This is a genomic window from Lysinibacillus sphaericus, assembly GCF_015844675.1.
GTDB classification, from domain to species: Bacteria; Bacillota; Bacilli; order Bacillales_A; family Planococcaceae; genus Lysinibacillus; species Lysinibacillus sphaericus_E.
Window position 1 is genome coordinate 71902 of record NZ_LDGC01000005.1, and the last position, 24719, is coordinate 96620.

The window sequence follows — 24719 nt, forward strand, 5'->3', positions numbered from 1 at the left end:
ATCTTTACACAAATCTACAAAAAAAATTCACCTATAATAAGACATTTCGAGTAAATTTACTATATATAATCACTTCTTTTTCTCTTTAAGCACATCAAAATCACAATTAAGTATTATATTAATAACCAGCTTTAATTAAACTATTTAAATTAATTTTCATATTTTAACAGTTGTTAATCGCCTATTCTTTGTATAACTTCTTCTGGATATTGAGCTATATATAACTAAAAACTACTACAGATGCGCATGGTATTTTCACGAGTATCGAACTCATGCCAAACCGCTGCCAAATGAATTAACCGCGTCTAACTTTTAGGGATCACTTCAGTACCGAACGCTATCAAAGGAACCTTTTTGAATTTTTACTTGGTAAGTTGGCATAAAAGTTTACAATCCCTTATTTTATCTGTCCTACTTAGTGTAGCCTGCACAGCGCTACACTAGCCAAGAAAGCAGTAGAGTTTGATGGAAGCCACTTTAAGATAAAATAGTTCCCCATGTGTTGTATGTGTATGATGCCACTTAATTATCCTCTTATTATTACTATTATCGTCGCCATGAGTCGGGTGATGATGACTTCTGGTTTTAATGAGGCCATGATTGCTCCTTCTAGGAAAATCATTAAAACACCTGCGCTCGCTTATTGGACGTTGGTCTGTTAATGATGTTTATTTCGTGGTTCTTTTGGCTATCACCGGCTGTTGCACTTTTAGGGGCGTTTTGTTACCTGTTGCTCTACGTGCAGGCTTACCCGCACGTGGTGTATTGAACGCCAACAAAGGAATTTTATTAAATACATAAAACCAATGCTATTTTCATAACTATTCTTTCATTAGAAGACCTCAAAAAAAAGCTTAAAAAAAGTATTTTAGCCAATAAAAAAAAACCGTACTATATTACAAAACGCTCATTTTATGTTTCGTATTAGTTCGGCTTTTTTTGTTTATATTACTTTGTAAATTTAAAAATTATCTGGCTTTCATAATGGACAAATTAGTTATGTCCCAGCCTCTTCATTCATTTTTTTAAAGCTCATCTATCCTTTTATCCATTAAGATCACTCTTTTTTTACTTTTGTTATTGCTGTAATTTTAAATAGACCTCATTGCATACAGCTAATAAACTTATTTATAGCTTGTTCTCCCGCATGTACCCATTTATTTTTATTCCTAATGTAACCGTCTTTATCAAGAGGATCTTGAAATTGGTTAAATCCCGTGGCACTCAATAAAGAATTTTTATCATTGTCCAAACCAATATTTACAACGTGCTTTATAACGTATGGTTTTCGGAAAATAATGGATGCATCGTATTCGTCGAGCTCTCCTTCCAAAACGGAAAATGGCACTCTTAAGTAAATGGTTTCTCCTCCTTCTCTCCACAAAATGGAATCAAAACATCCCCGATCATAATCCCAATTTCCTCCCAATGTATATCCTAGTTCTTTAATTCGGTAATTAATATAACCAAAAGTAGTCCTTTTTCCCTCAAGCTCCGTTTGTAACTCTAACAATACATTTCCTCCCAGCTTAAAATACTTATTACGATTCTTACCAAAAAAATATGTACGTATTCAAACTAATCAAAACAATAAATAGGACAAAAAAAGCTTAAACAAAATATTTTTACAGATTTCAATTGTAAAAGTTGATTCAAAAAATCCGCTTTCCTTTATACAGGAAAGCGGTCAGATGTTTTTTCCACAATTCTATTTGTGTCAAATACCCCCGAAACCATCACCAACTTTTTTCCCCTTCATATTCTATAGAATCAGATCGAATATTGAGGGGGAAACGTATGGGGATTGAATTCACAACTCTCCATTGGATTTACGTTGTTTTTATTGTCCTTATCATTAGCTTTATGGTTAAGCGTCGCGATACGACCCTCATTTGTGTACTAGGCATCTTCATGCTAGCAATTTTTGCTACAGGCGATTTAACTGCATCCATTAGTGGGGTTTTTAACAGTTTTATTTATGCCATTAAAGAGCTGTTGTCGATCATTCTCATTATTTCTATTATCGTTGCCATGAGTCGGGTGATGATGACTTCTGGTATTAATGAGGTCATGATTGCTCCTTTTACAAAAATCATTAAAACACCTGCACTAGCTTATTGGACGATTGGTCTGTTAATGATGTTTATTTCGTGGTTCTTTTGGCCATCACCGGCCGTGGCACTGTTAGGGGCGGTTTTGTTACCTGTTGCTCTACGTGCAGGCTTACCAGCACTGGGAGTGGCAATGGCGATGAATTTATTTGGTCACGGAATTGCTCTCTCGAGTGATTTTGTTATACAAGGAGCTCCAAAGTTAACTGCTGATGCTGCTGGCATTCCAGTTAGTGATGTAATGACTGCTAGTATCCCCCTTGTTATTACAATGGGCGTTGTTACTACAGTAGTAGCCTATATTTTATTACGACGGGATATGAAGCGTGGAACAGCGAATTTATTTGCTACAAACGATACAAGTGAAGACGTAGAACAAGTAACTGCTGAAAACCTGCTGACACTCCGGCAAAAACGCTTTTTTGCAGTACTTATTCCAATCGCCTTTATACTCGATGTCATTGCAATGTCTATATTAAAATTACAAGGTGGAGATGCAACAGCTTTAATAGGAGGAACCTCTGTCTTTATCCTAATGTTGCTTTCCATTGTAGCCCACAAAAAACAAGGGCTAGAAAAGACAACAAGCTATTTAATTCAAGGATTTCAATTCGGTTTTAAAGTGTTTGGACCGGTTATTCCCATTGCAGCTTTTTTCTATCTAGGAGATTCCGGATTCACACAAATTATAGGTGATTACTTACCAGCCGCTTCACATGGTATCGTCAACGATCTCGGTGTGGGTCTTGCTACGGTAGTTCCATTAACAAAGGAAATTGCAGTCGTCACTTTAGCAGTCGTTGGTGCCATCACAGGGTTAGATGGCTCTGGTTTCTCAGGTATATCTTTAGCAGGTTCTGTCGGTAGTTTGTTCGGTAATGCTATTGATGGAGGTACTGCAACTTTAACAGCTTTAGGACAAATAACAGCGATTTGGGTTGGTGGAGGAACGCTTCCACCTATGTAAGACACATAAATTTAGACCACCCATCACGGAGTGGTCTTTTTCTATTAAACAGCCTTACCAATCGCTCTAAGTATCTCCAGAAATAATGGTGACATCTGAATCAATACATAACCTAATCCAGCGTTCATAATTGTATTCCAAGCACGTTCGCTATTTCCGAACATAAAGAAGAAACAAGCTCCAATCATAATCACACTAGCGACTGGGAATGATATTGCAACCATTACTTGAATCATCGGATCTAATATTGTAGCTAACATTTCAAGTGACTTATCAGCGATTATTCCAGTCTGTTGAGGGATAGCATTAATAGGAATTGTGGAAGGTATTTGTGCCATTACTGGAGCTAATGTATGTTGTTGAATCGGAACGTCTACAGGTAAGTTTAAGGAGGAAATTGCGCTTTGAAATTTGTTAAACATAAATAACCCTGTGCCAACAGCTGTGATTGCTGGAACTGATGCAGCTATGGCCACATGTCTTAATGTTGCATACTTTTCATCACCTTCAAATCGATCAGAGAAATCCGTATATTCATTCGCTGGTACTACCTCAGTTTTAATACGTTTTTTAAACATCTTTATTCCTCCTCTATTGAATATCGTTTATTGTGTACACCTTGCACTTTAGCCCTCCACAGGATGCCTCTAGTTGTTGCCTACGTAATTCGGTTGTGGTCAGCCATACGATTGTTGGATAATAGCCTAATTGCTTCATAAGGCTATCCATTAGTAATCTGTATCGTTTAATCTTTTCACGATTCTCTTTCATGGTTTGAAGATTATCTACCTCTAAAAAATGCTGAAATCCATTTCGTGAAAACATGCCATCCACAATGATTGAAGTGGTCCCATCCGATATTTTGACTTCATTCTTCCAATCCCTTGGAGTCTTATAGAATAGCCAGAACTCATTACGCATGATGGTGTGCTGCACATGGCCACCCTTTTTACGTACCTTGTCGCACCCAACATAAATCCGACCTAAGTTATTAAGATAATAAATCGTTTCATAGCCGTCTCGAATGGAAGATAAATAACTAGATAAATTGTGGAGGACCCTATTTGTATTACGCTTCTTTCCTAAATTGAAATATCGACCAAGTTGATCACGCGTCATAAAATCAAACTTCTTCAAAAGTAACAGTATCTGTTCGTCTCGGTTGGATAGCTGTTTCTTCAACGCGCTCCCCTTTCGGAATAATGTGAGGTTCGATTCGTTGTTGAATAACTTCATTTGTAATGAATGGAGATTGCACAATATATCGTTTTATATTGCTTTTATAAATCCCACGGCCTGGAATATCCGGTAACTTATCAGCTCCACTTTCATCCAGCACCACTCTTGAGGCTGTTTCTGTGTCGACCGCGTAACAAAGCCGGGCGATAATATTTCTTTTAGTTTGGGAAGGCACAACTTGAGCGGTTGGATATTGTGTACAGAAGATTAGATAATAACCTGCTGAACGTCCTCTACGGGCTATATCTGTGATAATGTCCATTGCTGTTTTGTATTCAGCTAAATCGGCTGCTTCATCAATAATGACGAAATGACGCTTCCTTATCCCTGCTTCTTTTACATCTTCAAAGCCGTTATCAACTACTTTTTCAAAAGATTTCTGCATGTCAATTTGAACTTTTTTTAATACGTCTTCAGCGCTTTCAGGGTCACGGGAATAGTACTTTACTTGTTTGCAATTACGATATCTGTGGAAGGCAGAACCACCCTTTAAATCGATTAGAGACAGCTCTGTATTGTTTGGTTGTTGATCAATTAACGTTGTTGTAATAAGTTTTAGAATAGCACTCTTGCCGTAACCAGTAGCACCGGCAATAATGAGGTGTTTTGACTTATCAAAGTCGTGAAAAATCATTTCTGCATTACGTGTAAAGCCTATTGGAACCGACCATGTGTCCGGTTTTAAAAGTGATTCATTCCATTCGATCTCTTTCTCCAATTGCTTATCATACACACGAACAATTAACAGACCGTCATATGACAGTTCGATTTCCTTTTGTTCAGTCAGCTTTGCCTTCCACAATCTTTGTAGCTGCTGAAGAAGATTCTTATCAAGATCTAATTGTTTTAAATCACTGAAAGTAATATTCTTCTTTCGATTGTTCAAGCCGTCTTCAAATACCTTAAGCTTAGCTTCATAATCACTGAATGAGCGACCAAGTGGAATCCTGTACTTATATTCCCATCCCCATTCAAATTGTTTTTTCTTAACAAGTTGAGTGGTCAATGTATCTTTGCCATCTCGTACATTTAATCCGGACAGCGACATGATCCGCTGAATCTTTCCGGAATCATTAGAAGACAATCCTTTGTGTTTTGAAAATGCTTTTAAAGCAATTCCACCCATTAGTCCAGTTGTTAAAATTTCAAATAGCACACATTCATCCCTTCATCATTTTCATTAGCGTCACGGTTCTCTTACGTAGTAAGAGTTGCTTGTATCGGGCATTTTTAAAAAGTGTTTAAACGTTGATACAACTACATTTCATATATGCCCACTTCAATTCCAGGGTGGCATTCAATCAGGCACAGCATCGGGTATCCAAGTGGGCATGCATTTTTGGACTATACACATGTATCATCCTTTAACTTCTTGCTTGTATTCTTCGATATTTTCAGGGAAATTCAGAATTGCTTTATCGCCGTGTATTTCATATGCTTTGCGATCGTATGCCTTAGCTGCTTCAATTTCGTTTAAGAAATACCCCAAATAGTTAGTCTTTTTATCCTTCATAATCCTAGCTCTCCATTTTTCATCAACACCGTGCCATGAAACCCCTCTATATATTGATTTATAATTTTTAGATATTCTTCTAGTTGCTGATTTCTCAATATCATAATCCTCTATTTTGTTTTCGTGGCCTATAACATTTAAGAAACAATCGGGGCCAAATAAATCAATAGCAGCTTCGTTGTATGCTTTAGCTGCCTCATCTTCTGATTTGAAATACCCTAAATATTTCGACTGTCCATTCTTTTTAATAAAGACAACCCATTTATTATTATTTTTACTCCAACAGACACCTTTGTACTTTGAAGAAGTGTTACGCCCTCCTTTAGCTAACTGCCTTTTATATGATGAATCTATTATTTTCAAATTTGATTTTTGATAATCTAATGGATTGCGATTGATTAAGTGGACCATCCTTTCTTTCTCTTTACCTAAATTCAATATATAACGCCCTAAAGTGGTATTAAGTGTCTTGTTAGAAATAATTAACGTAACACCATCAGAAGTTTTTGCTACAGTCCAAATATATTTATTTATCCTCTCAAAATCCTCATCATCCACAAGCGCGACCATACCGTTTTGCAATTGTATTTCTTTGACCATTTTGTTATCTCCTTTTCTTATCATCTATTCTATTATTCTACCATTCCAACCAATTTTCAAAATTACCTGATATACTATTATTTGATTGGGGAAGGCTATCCCTTTCATCTAACCAATTATAGAAAGGTACACGACGTTCTCTAGGTGGAGTTTTTTCTATAGATAACGATTTATTCGACTTGCTACTTAATCGCTCTACAGCCTTACTATAAGCTCCTACGAATACAGCTCTTAATGTACTAGTAACTGTAAGCACACCTTCTTTAATATCCATAGCGATTTTGAATAGAACGTTCTTAGCTTTAATGAAGTCTTCCACAGTATTTACTTTTGAAGCTAATACAACCTTGTGTAATTCATCTTTTAAGTTATCTGCTAATGGCAAGCTATTCATGAAATCAAATAGCATCACCTGGTACTCGTTCATAAATTCTTTTTTCTTCTCTTCTTGCCAAGCGATTTCATCCGCTAGGTTATAAATATTATTTGCTTGTTTAGAACTTAAAAGATTAAAAGAATTAAATGCTTGATTCTCAGATTGTGGAGGACAAACCACGTCATTACTAGCTTCATCGACTGTCATTCGTTGGGACACGCTCGATGAGACATAAGGTAAAATGCGATAAATACTAGCCCCTTTGATGCCGTTTAATTTAGTGCCAGGTACTTTTTCGATGATTCCTAACTCATCTAATTTTTTCACCGAACGATAAACTGTCTTTGTACTGATCTCCAATGATTCAGCAATCGTACTTGCTTTAAGATGGCATACTCCTGGATGTTCCAAAGCATGACTAGCGAGTTTGAAAACGATAGCTCGTTCTGATTCTGTTAGTTCGTAGTAATGAACCGCCATATGATCCTCCACACTCTTATCCATATCTGCTACTGAGTCGAATGTTGTGTATTGTGCTAGGTATTCGAATGCCACCGTTTTCACCTCACCTTCTGTTGTTCCTAGTCATAAAAATGAACTTCAACAATTTGAGCCTTTTGCTCACTACCTGTTTCTGTAGTCTTTTTGAAATTGGTTTCATCAACCATTTCAAATCCAATATTCTTTAAAACACTTTGAGCACGTTCTAGATTTTTATAACCTGTGTCCACTACTATTGCTGTACCTTTACTTTTGTTTCCGTTCTTTGTGTTTAAATGGATTACGTAAATATCCATGTTGGCACCTCCATTACGTATATACGCTTATTCGTAATTCTTGATAACAGTATATTATACGCATATTCGTATAGTCAATATAAATTTTTATATTTTTATTTGATATTGCGTATAAACGTATATTCTGATATATTTTGAATATGATAATAATTAGTGAAGGGCGGTTTACTATGCGGATTAAACTAAAAGAAGTAATGGAAGAACGAGGACTCACACAATCAAAATTGGCTGAAATGACAGGGATTCGACAAGCAGCTATCAGTGAAATAGTAAATAATCGCAGAGACACAATTAACAAAGCGCATTTAGAAACCATTTGTAAGATGTTAGAAATAAAAAGCTTTGACGATATATTGGAATGGGACTAAACAGATAACTAAATAAGGTTGTCTGTTTTTTATATGTACATTCACTACCAAGTTTCCTAAAATGGAAATATAGAGGGAGGATTTTATATATGAAAAAACTATTTTATATTGGAGCATTAACAGCTCTATTACTTGCGGGATGCGGTGGGGAAAAAGAAGCTGCACCTAAAGAAGAAACTCCAGCTAGCGAGCAATCAGGAGATAAAGAGAAAACTGTGAGCGCTGAAACTAAGGAGAATCCTGTGGAAGACGTAATTAAATCAGTAACGAAAGATGATTTTGAAATTACTCAAAATGAAGGTATAGTATCAATTATTATTAAAGATGAAAAAGCTCATGAAGGTTCTAAACGTGCAATGTTAAAGGATTCTGCTGAAATATTTGCAGGTCTATCAAGAACAGATGAGGTTACTTCAGCGACAATTAAATGGCAGGCACCTTTAACAGATCAATACGGAAACAAGAAAATGGATGAAGTATTAGCAATTATGATAGATGGAGAAACATTCAAAAAAGTTAATTGGGATAATTACAAGTCATTAGATTTAGAAGCAATAGCTCCAGGATTTAAACAACACGAATCGTTAAAAGATTAAGGTCACTCAAACGAGTGGCTTTTTTCTTTGCATAAAAAATAGGCACTCTATTAATCAGTGCCTGTCATTTATTTTGGTAACTTAATAATAAATTTTCAACCTGCGTTTTGATTGCCATATTAGCATATCGAAGAACAACATCATTTCCAGCTGTCGCTACATGTACATCGCTAAAGTATTCGTCTATCTTTTCCCATTTTACTACCCTAATTTTATCTTTCGCTAACAGCCTCTTAGAGTTGTAATAATCTTGTGTTATGTCCTTTAGAAGTTTTTCGAGGATTGGCAAGTAGACCTTACTCATTTTAAGATTTTCTATCACTTTGAAATCACGCTGTAATGATTGAATTGCCATATCTAAAATCACAAATTTATGAAATAATTGACGCTGTTCTATATTCAACATACAATTTCACTCCTTAGAAAAGAACATTCGTTTGTATTATTTTAGAACAAACGTTTGTTATTTAGCAAGAGAAAATAAAAAAAGCCCATTACCAATTAAGGCAACGGGCGTTTACTTTTAGTTACTACGCTGTGCAATGATAAGTTTCAGACCTTCATAATCGCCTGTAGTCATTGTTCCATTGTCGAATTTATCTAACCATGACTTATTAATTATATCTTTATCTACGGCTTGTTTAATAAAGTCACGTACTGCGGCTTTAGTTGTCTTGTTTGTAAATTCCATTTTGTCATCATCCTTTTCTGTTGGTTTATTGACTTCCACAATTAATTGAACCTTTACAGCACTACTAGTTGGAACGATTACTTGTCCTTCAAGCTTATAACCTTTAGGAATAACCCAATTTGATTTAACCTCGAAATGAGGTCGGTCGATGCTACCTATCCAATCACCGCCCCACGTAATGCCTAACTTACGAGAGATAGAACCGATTCGATTAAGCGTCGTTACATCATACAATAATTGTGGAGGACCAACAGCAACGTCCCATGCTAATCGTGATTTGTGATTGCTATCTAATGTCCAAGTAACAATTGACCCTGGTCTTGTACGTCCTTGTTCATAAAGATATTTCTGCCGTTCCTGCGAACGATATGTTTCAGTGATGAAGATATTAGTGATACCTACTTTGTAGCATTCTTGAAACAATAACTTACAAGCTAATTGAGAGGCTGGTAATAACTCATTAATATCTCGACATGTAGTATTTACACTAGTCATTGTTTATCACCCTTTTTATCATCGTTATCCATTTGTAATTGTGTAAAAGCATTTGCTAAAAACTTAGGTACTTTAATGCCTAACTTCCCTAGATTTTCAATCATGCTTATACCTTCCATCCCGATTAAGAACAGGATCATTGCATTACGCATAAAATTCCCACTCTCTGTTGCCGAGTCTAATTGAACAGCTGCAATGACCATTAATACCATAGCTGTCTTTTTGATTAAGCCCTTAAACATCTTTTTACTTTCAGTTTTCTTGAAGACTAAACTAACCATAAATCCAAGTGTATAGTCGATAGTCATGAATATTACTAACGCTTTTATCAAGTGGTCGATACCTCCAATTAGGTATCCTATCCATGCCATTGCACCGCCAATAAATGATGTATATAGTGTGTCTGTTTTCATCTGACACCTTCCTTTTTCCCAATATAAAAGCCCTCCACAGATAATTGTGGAAGGCATAAAATTAACCCTCTTTAATTAATTCATATAAAGCAACGTGCTCACTTTTTAAAACTTCTATAGCTTCTAATATCCGTTTGTAATGCTCATTTTCTTTAATGGCATCATAACGACCTTCTTGTTTTAATTTATTAAGAATCCAAAATGAATCTTCTAAGAAATCAACAACTTGTTCGATTTCAATTTGTTCATTTTCTGTCATGTAATCCTCCTTTTAGGCATAAAAAATAACGCTAGCTTATGCTGCGTTTATACGTCCTTACTATTCGTTAAAATGTAATCCTCTACAGCTACTCGATAATCGTCATTTGTAATATTGTCAATAACGTATGTTTGACCTGTTTTTGGATTAAGACCTTCATTAATAATTCGATCTGCTGCGATTCTTACTACTACTTGGTTAACCATTATAAAACACCTCCTACTTGACTATCTTCTTTTAATAATAAAATATCTTCTTCTAATTCTTTAATACGTAACTGTTCTTCTGTTAGTTCAGGTACTGGATAAAACTCAAAAATAGGCTCTTTTGTTTCGGGATTAATTGCAGATATGAAACATTTCATCGGGTCGTAGGATTTTACTTCTAAATCTACATAAGAGATTTCGCCTTTTACCTCTTGGTGTTCAATAGGGTCTGTAGAGTAAGTAATTTCACCTGTTTGCCATAAGATACCACCTGTTATTGTATCAAAAAACACTCTATTTCCTCGTGTATACATATTCATCAATCCCTCTCTAGTTATTCACCAATTGCAAACCACTGATATGAAAAGCTCAGTGAATGTGATGGTAAGACCATTACAATATTTGATGTTCCTGCATTATCAATACGCGCCCTTAACCTCCAAGTTTCAGTATCAAGTGCATTAGTGCCGTAAGCTGATAAATATGTTAAGTCTGGTGCAGTTCCAGTGTCGTTAGGTGCGTAATATTCTGTTACAAAAACATATCCATTGTTAATACTCCAAGCACGTATATAAAGTGGCTTAAATCCTGGTGTTATCGAAAGTGTGTACATAGATTTTGTTAATGCCGCATTAGCATATAAAAAACTATAAGGGACTGTGGAGCTAGTAACAACTCCGCTTGCAAACTTCTTACCTGTATTTACGTTTGCGATTTTACTCATAAGTGCATCTAAGGATTCTGTTCCATTAGACGATTGTCCTTTTGTAGTTAAATTTGTCGCACCTTTGTTCTTCGCATTTTGGATATGTGTTTTTAATTGGCTCAGTGTATTACTAGGTATAGCCGGTGAGCCGACAACATTCGCGATGCCTTTTTGAGCGCTATCGGCATTTGTAAAAAGTTCTTTTAATACACCTTCAACATCGATTGCTGTAAAAATATTATCAGCATCTACAACTTCAATATTTTTAGCTTTGTGTGCGCCTATTGCTGTTGGTGAAATATGATTAGTAAATTCTTGTTCTAAGTTAGCTATTCTAGCTGCTAAATTAGCTGCGACATCACCCTCTAGTATATCTTTGATGGACTCAAACCATGTTAAGAACTCTTGCTTTTGTACAGCTTGCCATGCATCTACTTCACCAGCAACACTGCCTGTAGTTTCAGCAAACCATGCTTGATATTGATTGAAAATAGTTGTCGTATCAACTTGATTTACTGTTCCGTGTACAATGCCACATACAGTACTATTTAATCGTTGGTCAGTAATGTTAGCTTGTGTAATTTGAGTAGCGCCGTTATTGATTAATACATCTGCTAAGGCTAGCTCATAAGCGTCAGCATCTCTTTGTAATGAAGGAGCTACAGGGCTACTTGCAAATGTCCCTTTCTTAATTAAAACTTCAATTTCACGTTTAACGTGATTAAGTTTCATAACTACGCGATCGATACGTTTTAATACGCCATCTGCATTGTCGTGCTTTAGCACATAATCTCCATCATTGACTATAAAGTAGCCGTTAATCCATCCTTTACCCGCCTTTACGGATGTGGTCATGTTTGAGTTTGCAGTTACCTGTAATCCTGTACTTGGATTAGGAAATACCCCATTGGCGATTAATGTACCGAAAAAAAGTGCAAAAAAATCAGCGCCGAATTTACGGTCGCCGTTGATACTATTATGAAATCCACTTTTAATAGCCACTATTTAACCTCCCTCTTTATTTTGTCTAATAGTGTTGGGATTGCTGTTCCATACTCTAAATTCAATGTATACCCCTCACGATTAAATTTTTCATTTACTGCAACTATTCGCTGATGCATTAAAATACCTAATTCATCATTTCTGTTCGTAACGATATCACCAAGAAAATAATCCCTATTAAGTTTGAATTGTGAGTAAAGATTCGCTTCGCTTTCAAATGTACGAATACGTTGATAATCTTGTTTACGGTTATTTCCTCTTTCTTGAAGTAATGCTATATATTCATTCTGAGGAATGGTTACAGTCGTATCGCCTTCTTTATATTCACTTTGCAAATCACGAGCATCAAAAAAGACTTCCCTGCGGTTAAATCCGCTGAAAGTCTCTCCAACTTCTATAATTGTTCGGTCGATATCTTCACCCTCGCCAGCCACATATGCAGTAGATTTATAATTACTTTTATCGTCTGTATAGGACTGAGATATGACGTTTTCAAATTCCTTAGTAAATGTGATATGAGGATTAGCTTCTTGCTCGGAACTACGATCAACACCCTTAAAAGTGCTAAATACATATTTCTTAGCGTCGTGATTCATTAAAACTTCAAATGAAACCTCATTCTTTTCACACATCTCCCAAAGGGCTATATCTAATTCCTTATGAGTGTATGATTCATCTGCTGAAATGTTTATTCCCTCATTCACGCCCAGTACCAAATTCGGAATGATACGAGAAGGACTAGATGTATTGATACAATTTGCATGAACAAAACCTTTTAGAACATCTTCAATTTTCCCTTGGAAACGCTGCTGACCTATAATCCATCGCCAACTTGTCATGATACTAAGTGAATATGCAATAACTCCAATTAACGTTTTTTCTTCATCTTCAAATTGAGCAGTTTCAATGACATATCCTCTGTTTGGATCATCTGAACGTACAATGATTCGTAATTCTTTTTCTAATTCATCTTCATTTACGAGTAGCAAGTCAGCGTTTTTCTTGTTGCCCTCCACAGTTAAAAAACAAATGGAGTGACCATAATATTTGGTTTTAAATTCAACTTCTTCGTAAACGTCGATTATAGCAAGCCGATTAAAATTAATATCATACATATATAATTCAATATCTTGCATAGCATTACACTCCCACAAAGCGATTTCTGTATATCATTCGAACTTCCAAATTGTCGATTCCAGATACGGCATCATAACGAAAAAGATTGTCTCCAGGTGCTAACTTTAAGAAATTAGAAAGTCGGTCAACCTTATTAAAAAAATCTGTTTGAACATTGTTACGGGTCATCACAACGGATAGTTGACCTTTATTTGTATTGACTCTTATAACATCTCCACCAATCATATCCGTGTTGAGTTTAAAGGTTTCATAGGTATTCACGTTTATTAAGGATGGTTTCGATAAGCTTGCTAAAGCTTTGAATTCTATAATCATTCCTGTTTCATTATCACCATCGTTATAAACATTTTTAATTAATGATGGATTACGATAGCCCATTTCAATACCGCCCTCCACAATCTCAAGGGGAAACTCAAATGAAGGTATCCATGACGCAACTTCTACAACTGTTGATATTGCTGAATAAATAAAAGGATCATCACAAGTAAATTGAATCAATCCTTTTTGCCATGCCCTATTGTCATTCTCAAATCCCTGTGGAAGGCTAGGAGTACCTTCTGCATTGGCATTTAGATAGTAGGACTCCCCACCTTTTGTTTCAAAATCTAAACGGATAGGATTTTGTTTTGGATTGAAAACCTTGAATAATTCCCTACGCCTTTCTTCCACCCACCATTTATCTTGATAATCGTTATAGATGAAAAACGCTAAATCAAAATCACGCACATCCAAACGGGTATTTTGATAAGTAGCTCCATCCATTGTGGAAGACGAATAATTTACGGCTGCTGTTAAATTACTTAGATCAAAGCCTTCAATTAAACGAAAATGACGACCGAAAGTAATCGAGTCGCCATTACGATTAGTCGCCTTTAATGATTTTACAATCAAGTCGCCACCTCCTAATAATTCAATTGGAACGCTAATCGTTTTAGCATTTTTTCTGATGCTCTACTATTGTCATTCGCTCCTCCGTGATTATGAATCACTGGAGCAAATGTTTTACGGTTGTCTATAGTAGTTGTTGAAGAAGAAATTGAATTTGCATTTGCCTGTGATTTGGCACGATTGCTAGCAAGTGATCCATGTACATTGCTCACGGCATCTGATAGCCTTTGTGAAGATTGAGCAACTTTATGAATCATTTCATCCATACCGACTATTAAACCTTGACCAATATTGACGCCAAAGCCTTTCATAACTCGGCTAGGACTATGAATATCTAAGGCTTGTTGGATGGTGCTAGAAATAGCATTTGCGATTTGTTGGGCTTTTGAAATCAATGGTCCTTCCATACTTGCCAAACCATTTAGTAAGCCCTGTCCAGCGTCTGCACCAATTTGTTGTAACGAGCTTAGTTCACTTGCTGTAGTACTTGTGAGCTCCTTTATTTTTAAACTCCACTCAGTTTTCAATTTATCGAGTTGACTTGCTGCAACTTTACGAAGTTCTTGAATTTGAATATCCGTGTTTTGACGCATGTCGACCAATTCTTTTTCGGTTTGTTCACGCGCTAATTGCGATTTCTCGCGATACAACTCACTGTATTGCGTTAATTGTTCATCAGTCATACTATTAAGTGCTACGAGTTCCGGTAAGGCTTTAACACCTAAATCCGATAGCTCTTTTAATAAACCATCATCGATACTGCGCCCAGAGAGCTTTGCAAATTCATCTTGCCACTTTTTAAAGCCATCCACTTGACCTTGCAAATTATCCAATAATTCTTGCCCTGTACGATTTAGCTCAACTTTAAATGCATCAAACGTACCAGCGTATGACATAAGTGTTTTTACGCGATTGTCAAATACAGTTTTGCACTCTTTGTTTAATCTTTCTTCTTCCTTCAAAAGATCATCATTAATTTTTTGCATTTGAGATTGGTAGTCTTTATTAATAGCTAAGATTTCTTTATTAACTGCCTCTACAGCCTTTTGATATTCTTTTTGAGCTAGGATACGTTCTTTTGAGCCTTCCACAAACATTTCAATGGATTGTTCCCAAACGGCTGCCTCGTCTAATAAAGACAATTCATCTAATGACTTTTTATCAGCAATATAACTTTTGATGACTTCTAGATATTCTTTTTCAGACTTCTCTACAAGGGCTTTATATTTTTTCTGAAAGTCAATTTCTGATTTCATCTTTTGATCTTGATACGACGCTCTTAATTGCGAAATTTCTTGTAATTCCTGTTTAGTCAACGCTCGTTTTTTCTTTGCGGCATTATTTTGGATTTTGTAGATTTTTTCTAACGTTTTATCGTTTTTATCTTCATTTTTCCTGTTATGCTCATCTATTAAATTCGTGTATTCTTCCTGATATTTTTTAGAAACATCAAGAATACCATTACCAATGTCCTCCATCGCTTTATTAACTCGAGGACTAGATTCATCCAAACCAATAACTAAACCTTCACCTGTCCACAACCCGATTTCTCGCATTACACGAGAAGGAGAATGGATACCTAAAATATCCTTAGCCCATTCTGGAATAAGACCAGCTAAAGCCTCTATTTTCTTCTGTACTCCTCCAAACATATCCCCTATACCTTTAATCAAACCATTAATTATATCCTTACCAATTTGAAGGAACTGCGATGGCAATGATTTAATTTTCTCGATCATACCGTCCTTAATTTCAGTCATTTTATTAATGACATTTGTTTTCATCGTTGAGATGGAATTAACGAAATTAGTAGCGAGATTTTTAACAAAATTCAATACCGTAGTAACCATACTAGAGATAATTGATTTTGCCGAATTTGCTAAGTTTGTAAAGAATGAAACGGAATTAGTCCAAAGACTCTTTACAGAATTAACCGCATTAGTAGCTAAATTTTTAAAGAAGTTCACGACAGATGATACGAAACTTGATGTTATAGATGATACTTTTGATCCCATCGATGTAAAGAAACTTGCAATGTTATCCCACATGCCTTTTAACAGATTTACACCTGTTTTTGCAAGATTAGTTATGATAGTTTTTAGTCCACCAAAGAATGACAAAGACATCCAACCAACAATTAAATCAATGGCTCCACTAAATATCTGCTTGACGCCTTCCCACATAGCGCTGAAATCGCCAGTAAATAAACCACTAAAGACCTTAATTGCACCCATAATGACATTTAAAGCACCATCAATGATATTTTTTATTGCATCCCACACAGCCTCAATTACAAACTGAATAGCTGGCATTACAAACTCAATAACAGCTTTAATAGCGTTAAAAACATTCTCTACAGCTTGGAATATTTGTGTTCCATTTTCATCCCAAAACTGCTTTATTTGAGCAAGTTTTTCACCAATAAAAGAAGCCACTGTCTCAAAGACTGTGACTGCAACAGATTTTATAGATTCAAAAACAGATGTGACGCCACTTCTGAATGTTTCGCTATTTTGCCATAAGGCTACAAATGCAGCACCTAATCCCGCAATTGCAAGAACAGCTATTCCGATAGGACCTGTAATAGCACCTATCGCACTTGCTAGTATTGGCCATGCGGTGACGAGTCCTCCGACTGCTGGCATTAATGCAGCAAACGCACCTACAAGGGTGCCTATTACGGTGACAATAGCAACAATAGCAGCAGTTAAAGCTACATTATCTGAAACCCATTGAGCAATTTGAGCAATTAAATTTGCAATAGTTGTTAGTAATGGAGCCAATGTTGTTTGTAAATCCGCAAAAGCCTGTCTCATTTGAACAGTCGGATCTTGATTCATTTTTTGAAAAGCATCATTAACTCCTTCTTGATTTTGAACAGTTTTATCCTGTGCATCAGCAAGCCCTTGGAAAACCGAAATCATATTTTGACCTTGGTCCTCCCATTTGGTCCCGAAAACTTTTATTGCAAGTTCGTTTCTTAGCGCTGAATCACCAATCCCATCTATAAACGTAGCAACCTCCGCCATAGCTTGAGAGCCTTCTGTACCACCGTTTGCAACTGCTTTTCCCCAGTCTTGAAACTGCTTTGCACTAACATCGGTTTTTGCTAATAATTCACTTGTTGATTTATCAACTTCTAAACCAAATTCCATCATTGTAATCTTGGCTTCTTTAACACCATCGTTCAGGTTATCGATGTTCCAAGTTTTCGTTTCAATACCTCTTTCAAAAATCGATTGAATCTCAGCTGCATTGAAACCTACCATTTTCATTTGTGTGGCGTACTCAGAAATGGTATCAAGTTGCTCAGGTGGAAAACCTGCTTTTAAAAGAGCGTTTGTTAATGCAAGTGCTTCTTCGTTTGTAATTTCAATAGCTGCACCAATCTCATTAACTTCTTGCACAAGTTCAATAAAATCAATTCCGGAATAGGCCTGTGCAACAACTCCAGCACCTTTGGCTATAGCTGAATTCGTTTCATCAGAAGCATCTTTATTCAAAGCCCATTGTCGTCTTACACCTTCAAGAGCTTCTTCGCCATCTACACCATATGCTTCAATACTTTTAACCGCATCTCTAACAGAAGCCTTTGATTCCTCTGGCACATCAAATGAAATATCAATTTTAGTATTCAAACTTGATACATCTAATGCTTGTTGTACCGTTCCTGCAATACCTCCACCAGCTGCTAATCCTGCAGCAACATTTGCAAGATTATCACCAAAGCCATTCACCGATTCACCAGCTTTATCTGCTGACTTAGCAACGTCTGCTAGTTCTTGTTGCACTTGTTTTAATCCACCGACATTTACATTTTGCAAAGAATTGTGCATCTTACTAAGGTCGGTCGATGCTCCTAATGCTTGTTTACCCATCATATTTAAAGCGCGATTAATCTGGTCAACACTTGCAGTACCTTTAGTAATATCAGCGCTTAAACGGGAACCTAACAAATCAGAGAAATGAGCTAATTCAGTTCCTGTCGCTTGAAAGAAAGTCTGTAGTTTTTGTTGCGCTACTTCTAATCGTTGTTGTTCGTTTACCGTTACAGTCATTTGTTGGCCATAGGATTTTAATTGTGCTTCGGTATTAGTTAACTCTCGTTGGAATGCTCTGTATTGTTCAGCTCCGATATCGCCATTACGGAATTGTTCCTCTACTTGTGATTGAGCAGTTTTTAGCACATCCAATTTTTTACTTGTATTTTGAATTTGATTTGCTAAAAGCTCCTGTTTTTGTGCAACCAACTCTGTGTTACTTGGATCAAATTTTAATCCACGTTCTACTTCTTTTAACTCACTAGTGACTTTACTAGTTTCTTTATTTACTTTCTTTAGCGCATCTGTTAATCCAGTTGGATCACCATCTAAGGCAACCGTAATTCCTTTGATTCGACCGTTTGACATTTATTTCACCTACCTTTTTGGACAAAAAAACACCTACCAAAAGGCAAGTGCTAAAATGAGTCGAAATCCGCTTGTGAAGCTTTACGGACTGTTTTCTTTTCTTTTTTATTTGGATTTTTCATTTCTTGATATTCGTCAATGTAATCGAGCACCATACCGATAGTCATTGTTTCTAAATCATCATGGAACAACTTACATTCATGACATAAAATAAGGTACGTCTCGGTTGAAATAGGTTCATCCGATTGCGTACCTCCTTTATCAGTATCTAGTTTTTTTTAGAAGAAATCGTTGCTGCCAAAATGTCCTGTAGTTCAGAAACAATATCCACGATCGGGAACGTCTCAAAGGAGTCTAGCCAAGTTAAAGGATCCTCAATTGTATTGTCTGCTGTCTTAGCTAAAGTCCAAGCGATATCGTAAAACAAATCGAAATCAATTTTTCGAATAGCTTCAAATTGTTCGTTTTCTGGTAAATTACTATAGTCTTTATCGACAATACCCATACCGATTAGGTCCTTGAAAAAGTCGCGACCAAATTGCATCTTGTAACGCTTTGGCACAGCACCGCTTGATTTAAATCTAACTTGTTTATTATCAATTGTAAGTGTTTTTTCCATTTATTTGCCCTCCACAAATCATTATTAAGGTGTTGGTACTTCTGTAGTTTCAAATACCTTCGTATACCATCCATCATAAATTTCTGCTGTTGTTGTTCCTGTTGTAGCACGCTTAACAACACCATCTACAGTTGGCCCAGCAATGAATGATAATTCTTGTGTAGTTGGTTCTGTTGACTCTGTTTTCGTCTCACCTGATGTACCTGGACGGCTTACAGTAACGTTATACAATACATGACGCGTTGCCTTAATATCTCCATCAAATTCAAACATTAAAGCGATTGTTTTCTGTTTTGAATTTGATGTCTCTGTAAGAACCCCTGATGTTTCATCTAATTCATCACCCAATACTTCTGTACGGAACTTCAAAGGTAATTCAGCAGCTTCATATGTGCCTTCATATCCGTTATTTACTGATGTCGCATAATAAACACGATCATCAGCAAAGAACTCTGATGTTTCACCTCGTGGATCTAAGCTTAATGAAACTGCTCCAGGGTATCTTTCCGGTGTTCCGTATGTTAATTTCCCATCTGCATCTTCTGTTGCTACTGCATAGTGAACATTCTTTAAGCCAAAGCGTACTTTATTTTCTGCCATCTAAATGACCTCCTAATTGATTAAAGTAATTGAATATGTGCATTTGAAAACTCCCTCGTCTTTAATGAATATTTCATCGTAAGACCAAGGGAGTTCGTTTTCTTTTAACATATCTTCGATTTTTTTCTCTGCAGCCAAATCTTTATTAACTACATATAACTCAATATCTACATAAGTAGATTTAGATAATACTGTATTATCAGCGCTGAATGTATCGCCATCCACAACAAGATAGCAGATGAATGGCGGAACTTGCGCTGATTTAAAATGAGAATAAGCGACTGGATAACCAAGTGCCTTTAGTTTTTGAGCTAACTCTGATAACGTCATCCTCTTATCGCCTCCTCTACACCTTTGACAAATTCATCAATCATTTCTTTTTCGATAGGTGCAATATGCACTTTAGCTGGAACACGACCGCCACCAACTTTTGCATGACCTTTTTCAAGTAGATGAGTTAATTGATAGCTAGTAGCATTGTGAACGACCCAACTTTTCCCCACTTTTTTCGCTCTCCATCCTTTTCGATATGAGCCTGATCTTATAGGGCTATTGGCTTTTAATCTAAGCGCACCTTCTTTTGCTACCTTTTCAGCTAACTTTTCTATATCTTCACCAACACCATGTGCATAATTCGCTAACGTTCTATTAATCTCCCGGGCTAGATCATTTATATTTATCATCTAAACACGCCCCTCAGCGATAATAGTAATAGTTAGATTCGCTTCATCATCGTTGATAGCACTCTTAACATCATAGATTGTCCCACTATAAACAATTTGAAATGAAGTTTTTTCTGATTCTATAAATGTATTTAAACCTTTAGAATAGCGTAAGACAAAACGGATTTGTTTTGCTGTTTGTTCTTGACCACTAGTTATAACTTCACTAGCTTTCATCGTTTTAACCATAGCCCAATATGTTCCGTAATCTGTGAAAGCCTCAATTTCTTGTAGCAAATCATCAGTTGTTAAAAAACGTTTTCTTAATAATACTCGCTTATCAAATTGAGCCGGATTCATTAGAATCACCGACTTTCAATTGTAAAATCATATGTTGAACAGAAAACGGAACAATGTTTTGTGCATTTTGTGAAGCAACTTGACGATTTTCATAATAATGAGATGCGAGAGTAAGGATAGCTAAACGGTGTAATGAAGATAATTCAATTCCATTTTCGTCAACTTCATATAAATCTTGTGGAAGACGAACCCCTGAATTTTCTAATGTTTTACTCGCACTTGTAAGAAACAAATTTAATGTTGAATCTTCATAATTGCCATCAATACGTAGATATTCCTTAAATTCTTCAAGTAATGAACCCATTATTCATCACCCTTTTCATCTGTGGAAGGCTCTTTTGATTGCTTTGTAGTAGCTTTTTTAGGCTCCTCAACAGCTTTTAGAAAAGCCACGTTATATTTGTCATGGACTTTGGTTAAAGCCTCAGCACGAGTCTTGACGAGCTTTTCTCCATCAACTGGATAGGTGTCCCCTACCTCGTAAATATGGTCGTTATGGTTTTTTTCTTTGAAACGATTAATTACTTTGTACACTCAGTTCACCTTCTTTCTAGAAATTAAAAGCCGCTATCTCCAATTAAGGAGTAGCGACTACATCAGCGATACGGAATGCTGATTTTAATTTAATGCGGTGGTCAAACCATGCAGTCAATACGAATGCATTAACACCAGTTTTTACATCCTTATCAGTATCGTATAAAACATTTAGATCGTAGTTTAAGTGAGCATATGAGAAGTCGCCAATAATCGGTTTAGTGGCTGCATCTACGAACACAACTGGCTTACCTAAAATTTGCTCAGGTTGTGCAGCGTAAAGTGTCGCATTACCATTTGCTAGTGTTTCAATAATCGTTGAATAATCAGCGAAAGTCATGACGATTTTTGCATTTTCACGGTAATCTTCATGTAGATCTGCAATTGCTGCTTTGATTGCTTTATACAGGTTCTCTCCACTTACTTTCTTAATAGCATTTGCACCCGTTTGATAGAAGCTCATGTGTTCTTCACCAGCTTTTGGCGTTGTTGCAAATTGTACTTTCTTTTCTTTAGCAGCAAGGCCTGAGCCTAATGAATTTTCTACATGCGATACTAAATTTGTGTGTGTACCTGCAAGGACTGTTTCGGAAACGCCTGCAAACACTTTCGATTTAAAGCGTCCGAACGTCACTGTAGAACCTTCTAATTCTAATTCTTTAGCCGTTTCTGTATCTGCAATGAAGTTATCATCATCGATCGTGTATGACAATTTTGGAATCTCAAGATTGACAATGTTTGTAACTGTAATTAAATCACGCATTGGATTTTTTACCATTGGCTCTGTGATAATTTCTTGTGTAACTGTTTTAGGCAAGAATTTTTCACCACCAGTTGCTGGATTCGTGTTATCCCCTAACGCGGCATAAATTTCTTGTTCAACAGGCTGATTACGCACAGTTGAGCGCACTAAAGAAGCAAATGCTTCTGTACGTTTTTGTTTCGGATCTTCAATCTGAGCTAATGGATTTTGAGCAAACTTCGCTTTTTGTTGAGCCTCCATTTGGTCATGTTGAGCTTTGATTACATCAAAACGAGCTTGCATATCAGCCTTTTGATCTTGTAAACCTTTAATTTCCTCACGTGTTGCTTGTGGATCAATAGCTTTCGCTGTTAAATCTGTATCGATTTTCGCTACTTGTTGACCAATAGTAGCCATGTTTTGTTTTAATTCAAATAATGTTGGCATTTAAATGCCCTCCTTTAGATTAAGTTTAGTGATTTTAAATAAGTAAGATTCGCCTTCGAATCTGCAAGAATAGTATTGCGTTCCTCTTCTGATAGAATGTTTTGCTGTTTGTCTTCCACAATCAATGCTTTTGGAACATTTTTGAATTGCTTCAATTGCTCTGATGTTAATGATGCTACAGCTTGATTAGCACCCTCTACAACATCACACAAACCTAATTCATACGCTTCTTTTGCTGAAATCCATGTTTCCTCATCCATCAATGCGCGAATCTGTTCCTCTGTCGCCTTATTACCGACTTTCGCCATGTATGTTTCGATTTGAACTTCGTTAATTCGATCTAAATCATCTGCAGCTTTACGTAACTCTTTGGCGTTACCAAATACACCGTTAAGAGCGTTATGAATCATCAACATAGAATTAGAAGGCATTCGTACCTCGTCACAGCTCGCGATGATATTACTTGCAATTGATGCCGCTAACGCTTCTACATGACCGATTACACGCGCCTTATGACGTTTCAGCATGTTTGCAATAGCAATTCCTTCAAAGACGCTACCACCTGGAGAATTGACATATAAATGAATTGTTGAAACATCACCAACCGCGTCTAATTTTTCCTTGAAGATTACAGATGACATTTCGCCATACTCTTCCCAAGCCCATGTTGTAATTTCGCCCAAAATAAAAACATCTGCTGATTTACCATCAACCGATGCTTTGACATCAAAAAATGTTTTCTCTTTATTCATCCTTTTCACCTCCTTCCACATTTGTTGCAGCAGTAGAAGTACCTTTCCGTTCTTCAATTGGCATATCAATTGGATAAAGATCACCACTAATCCATAATTGATTTGCTTGTTCGGCTTTATCTGGCGGTAAGTCTTCCCAACCCCTAACTTCATTTTGAGTAAACCAACCATTACGAATACCTTGCTGATAGAATGCTGAACGAGTTGTTGTATCACCTCGTAAAAGTGAATTCACACTAAATTTAAAGTAAAATCCAGATATTCTTTGATCTTGTGTAAGTAATTTTCGGTTAAATTCCTGTTCGTATTGACGAATAATTGGTGTTAGTGTCATTTGTACGAACTGAATCATCATCTGCTCATTGTTTGCAAATCCTCCACCTTGTTCATTTAAAAAAGAAAGAGGGATGTTAAATACATTTGCAACTCGAGTACGTGTTACTTTCTCGGATGAAATTGTTTCACCTGGTGTATATGTTTTTGGCATTTTATCAATCTCAACACCTGGTTCTTGGAATAAAACACCGCCATTTTCATTATAAAAACGCTTGAAATTCGCTATAACTTCCTTTTGTTTCGCTTCTGATACATTTGCTCCATATTTCAAAATGAATGATTCTTTCTTTTCCATTTCAGAAAGAGAAAATTCCTGAACTGCTTTATCATATTGAAGAGTATTTTTTAATACATCCAATGGTGAGATACCTTCTATACGATTAGAACCAGTAATGTGTTTTACATGGATCATATTCATGTTGTGGATATAACTTGTTTTATTATTTCCTCGCACTTCATACCACAATTCACCTGTTACATCATCAATTAGTGGTTTAACTTGTACATTATCAAGTACAACTAGTGATTCAGGCTGCATTAAGTAATTACGTAAAATAATTGAATATCCATTACCATGTTCATTACGAGCAACTTCTAGTTTATTAATCAATTCCCAACCACACATATTTGGATTTGGATTTACTAGCAAATCACTCAAATTGTTATTTTCTACGTCGTAATGTTTATATAATTTAATTGGTAAACTAGAAACAGTATTTGATAACCTAGTAATTACACTGAAAATAGTTTCATTTGTAACTAATTGCGAGTTATCGATACCCCAAAACGTTCTCCCTTGCCATAATGAAAAATCATACCCTTGCCCTTTCCACGTTGCATAAGCTGTGTAGAGAGAGGCTTTAACTTTGCTCCATATATTCATTTGTTCACCTC

At 36.2% G+C, this 24719-nt stretch carries 30 protein-coding genes and 1 pseudogene; 4 read left to right on the forward strand and 27 right to left on the reverse strand.

Going from position 1 to position 24719, the window contains the following annotated elements; translation table 11 throughout:
- Positions 1–533: 533 nt before the first annotated feature.
- A pseudogene (locus ABE34_RS24910) lies at positions 534–774 on the forward strand (hypothetical protein); the annotation flags it as partial.
- Positions 775–1102: 328 nt separating this feature from the next.
- On the opposite strand, the gene ABE34_RS01970 reads toward ABE34_RS24910, so the two are convergent.
- Complete coding sequence (locus ABE34_RS01970; protein WP_197140048.1) at positions 1103–1513, reverse strand: YugN family protein; 411 nt, start codon at positions 1511–1513, stop codon at positions 1103–1105.
- Between the two features lie 284 nt (positions 1514–1797).
- On the opposite strand from ABE34_RS01970, the gene ABE34_RS01975 reads away from it, so the two are divergent.
- Positions 1798–3078, forward strand: coding sequence for a hypothetical protein (locus tag ABE34_RS01975; RefSeq protein ID WP_197140050.1), 1281 nt, complete (start codon positions 1798–1800; stop codon positions 3076–3078).
- A 44-nt stretch (positions 3079–3122) separates the two neighbouring features.
- Here ABE34_RS01975 and ABE34_RS01980 read toward each other — a convergent pair whose 3' ends face one another.
- The 6 genes from ABE34_RS01980 to ABE34_RS02005 form a co-directional block, all read right to left on the reverse strand.
- On the reverse strand, positions 3123–3656 hold the full coding sequence (locus ABE34_RS01980) for a hypothetical protein (RefSeq protein ID WP_197140173.1): 534 nt from the start codon (positions 3654–3656) through the stop codon (positions 3123–3125).
- Between the two features lie 13 nt (positions 3657–3669).
- Entirely contained in the window at positions 3670–4197 is a 528-nt protein-coding gene (locus ABE34_RS01985) for a replication-relaxation family protein (protein ID WP_241747063.1), read from the reverse strand.
- Between the two features lie 4 nt (positions 4198–4201).
- Entirely contained in the window at positions 4202–5473 is a 1272-nt protein-coding gene (locus ABE34_RS01990) for an FtsK/SpoIIIE domain-containing protein (protein ID WP_346655505.1), read from the reverse strand.
- Between the two features lie 201 nt (positions 5474–5674).
- A complete protein-coding gene (locus tag ABE34_RS01995) occupies positions 5675–6430 on the reverse strand; it encodes an AP2 domain-containing protein (RefSeq protein ID WP_197140054.1) in 756 nt (251 codons plus the stop codon).
- A gap of 37 nt (positions 6431–6467) precedes the next feature.
- Positions 6468–7361 (reverse strand): helix-turn-helix domain-containing protein, encoded by an 894-nt coding sequence (locus ABE34_RS02000; protein ID WP_197140056.1) that lies wholly within the window; start codon positions 7359–7361, stop codon positions 6468–6470.
- A 26-nt stretch (positions 7362–7387) separates the two neighbouring features.
- Positions 7388–7603, reverse strand: a complete 216-nt coding sequence (locus ABE34_RS02005) for a hypothetical protein (protein ID WP_197140058.1) — start codon at positions 7601–7603, stop codon at positions 7388–7390.
- A 170-nt stretch (positions 7604–7773) separates the two neighbouring features.
- On the opposite strand from ABE34_RS02005, the gene ABE34_RS02010 reads away from it, so the two are divergent.
- Positions 7774–7971, forward strand: a complete 198-nt coding sequence (locus ABE34_RS02010) for a helix-turn-helix domain-containing protein (RefSeq protein ID WP_197140060.1) — start codon at positions 7774–7776, stop codon at positions 7969–7971.
- A gap of 89 nt (positions 7972–8060) precedes the next feature.
- Positions 8061–8567: a hypothetical protein gene (locus ABE34_RS02015; protein WP_197140062.1), complete on the forward strand. Its 507-nt coding sequence runs from the start codon at positions 8061–8063 to the stop codon at positions 8565–8567.
- 64 nt (positions 8568–8631) lie between these two features.
- Here the strand turns inward: ABE34_RS02015 and ABE34_RS02020 are convergent, their stop codons facing one another.
- The 20 genes from ABE34_RS02020 to ABE34_RS02120 all read right to left on the reverse strand — a co-directional run bounded on the left by ABE34_RS02020 (position 8632) and on the right by ABE34_RS02120 (position 24708).
- A complete protein-coding gene (locus ABE34_RS02020; protein ID WP_197140064.1) occupies positions 8632–8973 on the reverse strand; it encodes an aconitate hydratase in 342 nt (113 codons plus the stop codon).
- Positions 8974–9090: 117 nt separating this feature from the next.
- On the reverse strand, positions 9091–9753 hold the full coding sequence (locus ABE34_RS02025) for a M15 family metallopeptidase (RefSeq protein ID WP_197140066.1): 663 nt from the start codon (positions 9751–9753) through the stop codon (positions 9091–9093).
- Complete coding sequence (locus ABE34_RS02030; RefSeq protein WP_197140068.1) at positions 9750–10166, reverse strand: phage holin family protein; 417 nt, start codon at positions 10164–10166, stop codon at positions 9750–9752. The genes ABE34_RS02025 and ABE34_RS02030 overlap by 4 nt, the downstream gene beginning before the upstream one ends.
- 61 nt (positions 10167–10227) lie before the next feature.
- Positions 10228–10425, reverse strand: a complete 198-nt coding sequence (locus ABE34_RS02035; protein ID WP_197140070.1) for a hypothetical protein — start codon at positions 10423–10425, stop codon at positions 10228–10230.
- Between the two features lie 47 nt (positions 10426–10472).
- Positions 10473–10631 (reverse strand): hypothetical protein, encoded by a 159-nt coding sequence (locus ABE34_RS02040; protein WP_197140071.1) that lies wholly within the window; start codon positions 10629–10631, stop codon positions 10473–10475.
- Positions 10631–10924, reverse strand: coding sequence for a hypothetical protein (locus tag ABE34_RS02045; protein WP_197140073.1), 294 nt, complete (start codon positions 10922–10924; stop codon positions 10631–10633). Before ABE34_RS02045 ends, ABE34_RS02040 begins: the two co-directional genes overlap by 1 nt.
- 41 nt (positions 10925–10965) lie before the next feature.
- Positions 10966–12339 carry a hypothetical protein gene (locus ABE34_RS02050; protein WP_197140075.1) on the reverse strand — a complete coding sequence of 458 codons (1374 nt, stop codon included), beginning with the start codon at positions 12337–12339 and terminating at the stop codon, positions 10966–10968.
- Positions 12339–13475 (reverse strand): siphovirus ReqiPepy6 Gp37-like family protein, encoded by a 1137-nt coding sequence (locus ABE34_RS02055; RefSeq protein WP_197140076.1) that lies wholly within the window; start codon positions 13473–13475, stop codon positions 12339–12341. Before ABE34_RS02055 ends, ABE34_RS02050 begins: the two co-directional genes overlap by 1 nt.
- A 4-nt stretch (positions 13476–13479) precedes the next feature.
- Positions 13480–14367, reverse strand: coding sequence for a phage tail family protein (locus tag ABE34_RS02060; RefSeq protein ID WP_197140077.1), 888 nt, complete (start codon positions 14365–14367; stop codon positions 13480–13482).
- Positions 14368–14378: 11 nt separating this feature from the next.
- A complete protein-coding gene (locus tag ABE34_RS02065; RefSeq protein WP_197140078.1) occupies positions 14379–18773 on the reverse strand; it encodes a hypothetical protein in 4395 nt (1464 codons plus the stop codon).
- Between the two features lie 268 nt (positions 18774–19041).
- A complete protein-coding gene (locus ABE34_RS02075) occupies positions 19042–19392 on the reverse strand; it encodes a hypothetical protein (RefSeq protein ID WP_197140079.1) in 351 nt (116 codons plus the stop codon).
- A 24-nt stretch (positions 19393–19416) separates the two neighbouring features.
- Positions 19417–19992 carry a major tail protein gene (locus ABE34_RS02080; protein ID WP_197140080.1) on the reverse strand — a complete coding sequence of 192 codons (576 nt, stop codon included), beginning with the start codon at positions 19990–19992 and terminating at the stop codon, positions 19417–19419.
- 12 nt (positions 19993–20004) lie between these two features.
- Positions 20005–20322, reverse strand: a complete 318-nt coding sequence (locus ABE34_RS02085) for a hypothetical protein (protein WP_197140081.1) — start codon at positions 20320–20322, stop codon at positions 20005–20007.
- The gene (locus ABE34_RS02090) at positions 20319–20675 is read right to left on the reverse strand and encodes an HK97 gp10 family phage protein (protein WP_197140083.1); all 357 of its coding nucleotides are present in this window, start codon (positions 20673–20675) and stop codon (positions 20319–20321) included. The genes ABE34_RS02085 and ABE34_RS02090 overlap by 4 nt, the downstream gene beginning before the upstream one ends.
- On the reverse strand, positions 20676–21014 hold the full coding sequence (locus ABE34_RS02095) for a phage head closure protein (protein WP_197140085.1): 339 nt from the start codon (positions 21012–21014) through the stop codon (positions 20676–20678). It lies immediately after the preceding gene.
- The gene (locus ABE34_RS02100; RefSeq protein ID WP_197140087.1) at positions 20995–21318 is read right to left on the reverse strand and encodes a head-tail connector protein; all 324 of its coding nucleotides are present in this window, start codon (positions 21316–21318) and stop codon (positions 20995–20997) included. The genes ABE34_RS02095 and ABE34_RS02100 overlap by 20 nt, the downstream gene beginning before the upstream one ends.
- On the reverse strand, positions 21318–21548 hold the full coding sequence (locus ABE34_RS02105) for a hypothetical protein (protein ID WP_197140089.1): 231 nt from the start codon (positions 21546–21548) through the stop codon (positions 21318–21320). The genes ABE34_RS02100 and ABE34_RS02105 overlap by 1 nt, the downstream gene beginning before the upstream one ends.
- A gap of 43 nt (positions 21549–21591) precedes the next feature.
- Entirely contained in the window at positions 21592–22737 is a 1146-nt protein-coding gene (locus ABE34_RS02110) for a phage major capsid protein (protein WP_197140090.1), read from the reverse strand.
- Positions 22738–22751: 14 nt separating this feature from the next.
- The gene (locus ABE34_RS02115; protein ID WP_197140091.1) at positions 22752–23489 is read right to left on the reverse strand and encodes a head maturation protease, ClpP-related; all 738 of its coding nucleotides are present in this window, start codon (positions 23487–23489) and stop codon (positions 22752–22754) included.
- Positions 23482–24708: a phage portal protein gene (locus ABE34_RS02120; protein WP_197140092.1), complete on the reverse strand. Its 1227-nt coding sequence runs from the start codon at positions 24706–24708 to the stop codon at positions 23482–23484. Before ABE34_RS02120 ends, ABE34_RS02115 begins: the two co-directional genes overlap by 8 nt.
- Positions 24709–24719: the final 11 nt, after the last annotated feature.

What these genes read in the sequence shown, in the direction of transcription:
- ABE34_RS01975 (WP_197140050.1), top strand. Translation starts at nt 1,798, where the DNA reads ATGGGGATTGAATTCACAACTCTCCATTGGATTTACGTTGTTTTTATT.
- ABE34_RS01980 (WP_197140173.1), bottom strand. Translation starts at nt 3,656, where the DNA reads ATGTTTAAAAAACGTATTAAAACTGAGGTAGTACCAGCGAATGAATAT.
- ABE34_RS01985 (WP_241747063.1), bottom strand. Translation starts at nt 4,197, where the DNA reads ATGACGCGTGATCAACTTGGTCGATATTTCAATTTAGGAAAGAAGCGT.
- ABE34_RS01995 (WP_197140054.1), bottom strand. Translation starts at nt 6,430, where the DNA reads ATGGTCAAAGAAATACAATTGCAAAACGGTATGGTCGCGCTTGTGGAT.
- ABE34_RS02005 (WP_197140058.1), bottom strand. Translation starts at nt 7,603, where the DNA reads ATGGATATTTACGTAATCCATTTAAACACAAAGAACGGAAACAAAAGT.
- ABE34_RS02010 (WP_197140060.1), top strand. Translation starts at nt 7,774, where the DNA reads ATGCGGATTAAACTAAAAGAAGTAATGGAAGAACGAGGACTCACACAA.
- ABE34_RS02015 (WP_197140062.1), top strand. Translation starts at nt 8,061, where the DNA reads ATGAAAAAACTATTTTATATTGGAGCATTAACAGCTCTATTACTTGCG.
- ABE34_RS02020 (WP_197140064.1), bottom strand. Translation starts at nt 8,973, where the DNA reads ATGTTGAATATAGAACAGCGTCAATTATTTCATAAATTTGTGATTTTA.
- ABE34_RS02025 (WP_197140066.1), bottom strand. Translation starts at nt 9,753, where the DNA reads ATGACTAGTGTAAATACTACATGTCGAGATATTAATGAGTTATTACCA.
- ABE34_RS02030 (WP_197140068.1), bottom strand. Translation starts at nt 10,166, where the DNA reads ATGAAAACAGACACACTATATACATCATTTATTGGCGGTGCAATGGCA.
- ABE34_RS02035 (WP_197140070.1), bottom strand. Translation starts at nt 10,425, where the DNA reads ATGACAGAAAATGAACAAATTGAAATCGAACAAGTTGTTGATTTCTTA.
- ABE34_RS02040 (WP_197140071.1), bottom strand. Translation starts at nt 10,631, where the DNA reads ATGGTTAACCAAGTAGTAGTAAGAATCGCAGCAGATCGAATTATTAAT.
- ABE34_RS02055 (WP_197140076.1), bottom strand. Translation starts at nt 13,475, where the DNA reads ATGCAAGATATTGAATTATATATGTATGATATTAATTTTAATCGGCTT.
- ABE34_RS02065 (WP_197140078.1), bottom strand. Translation starts at nt 18,773, where the DNA reads ATGTCAAACGGTCGAATCAAAGGAATTACGGTTGCCTTAGATGGTGAT.
- ABE34_RS02075 (WP_197140079.1), bottom strand. Translation starts at nt 19,392, where the DNA reads ATGGAAAAAACACTTACAATTGATAATAAACAAGTTAGATTTAAATCA.
- ABE34_RS02080 (WP_197140080.1), bottom strand. Translation starts at nt 19,992, where the DNA reads ATGGCAGAAAATAAAGTACGCTTTGGCTTAAAGAATGTTCACTATGCA.
- ABE34_RS02085 (WP_197140081.1), bottom strand. Translation starts at nt 20,322, where the DNA reads ATGACGTTATCAGAGTTAGCTCAAAAACTAAAGGCACTTGGTTATCCA.
- ABE34_RS02090 (WP_197140083.1), bottom strand. Translation starts at nt 20,675, where the DNA reads ATGATAAATATAAATGATCTAGCCCGGGAGATTAATAGAACGTTAGCG.
- ABE34_RS02095 (WP_197140085.1), bottom strand. Translation starts at nt 21,014, where the DNA reads ATGAATCCGGCTCAATTTGATAAGCGAGTATTATTAAGAAAACGTTTT.
- ABE34_RS02100 (WP_197140087.1), bottom strand. Translation starts at nt 21,318, where the DNA reads ATGGGTTCATTACTTGAAGAATTTAAGGAATATCTACGTATTGATGGC.
- ABE34_RS02110 (WP_197140090.1), bottom strand. Translation starts at nt 22,737, where the DNA reads ATGCCAACATTATTTGAATTAAAACAAAACATGGCTACTATTGGTCAA.
- ABE34_RS02115 (WP_197140091.1), bottom strand. Translation starts at nt 23,489, where the DNA reads ATGAATAAAGAGAAAACATTTTTTGATGTCAAAGCATCGGTTGATGGT.
- ABE34_RS02120 (WP_197140092.1), bottom strand. Translation starts at nt 24,708, where the DNA reads ATGAATATATGGAGCAAAGTTAAAGCCTCTCTCTACACAGCTTATGCA.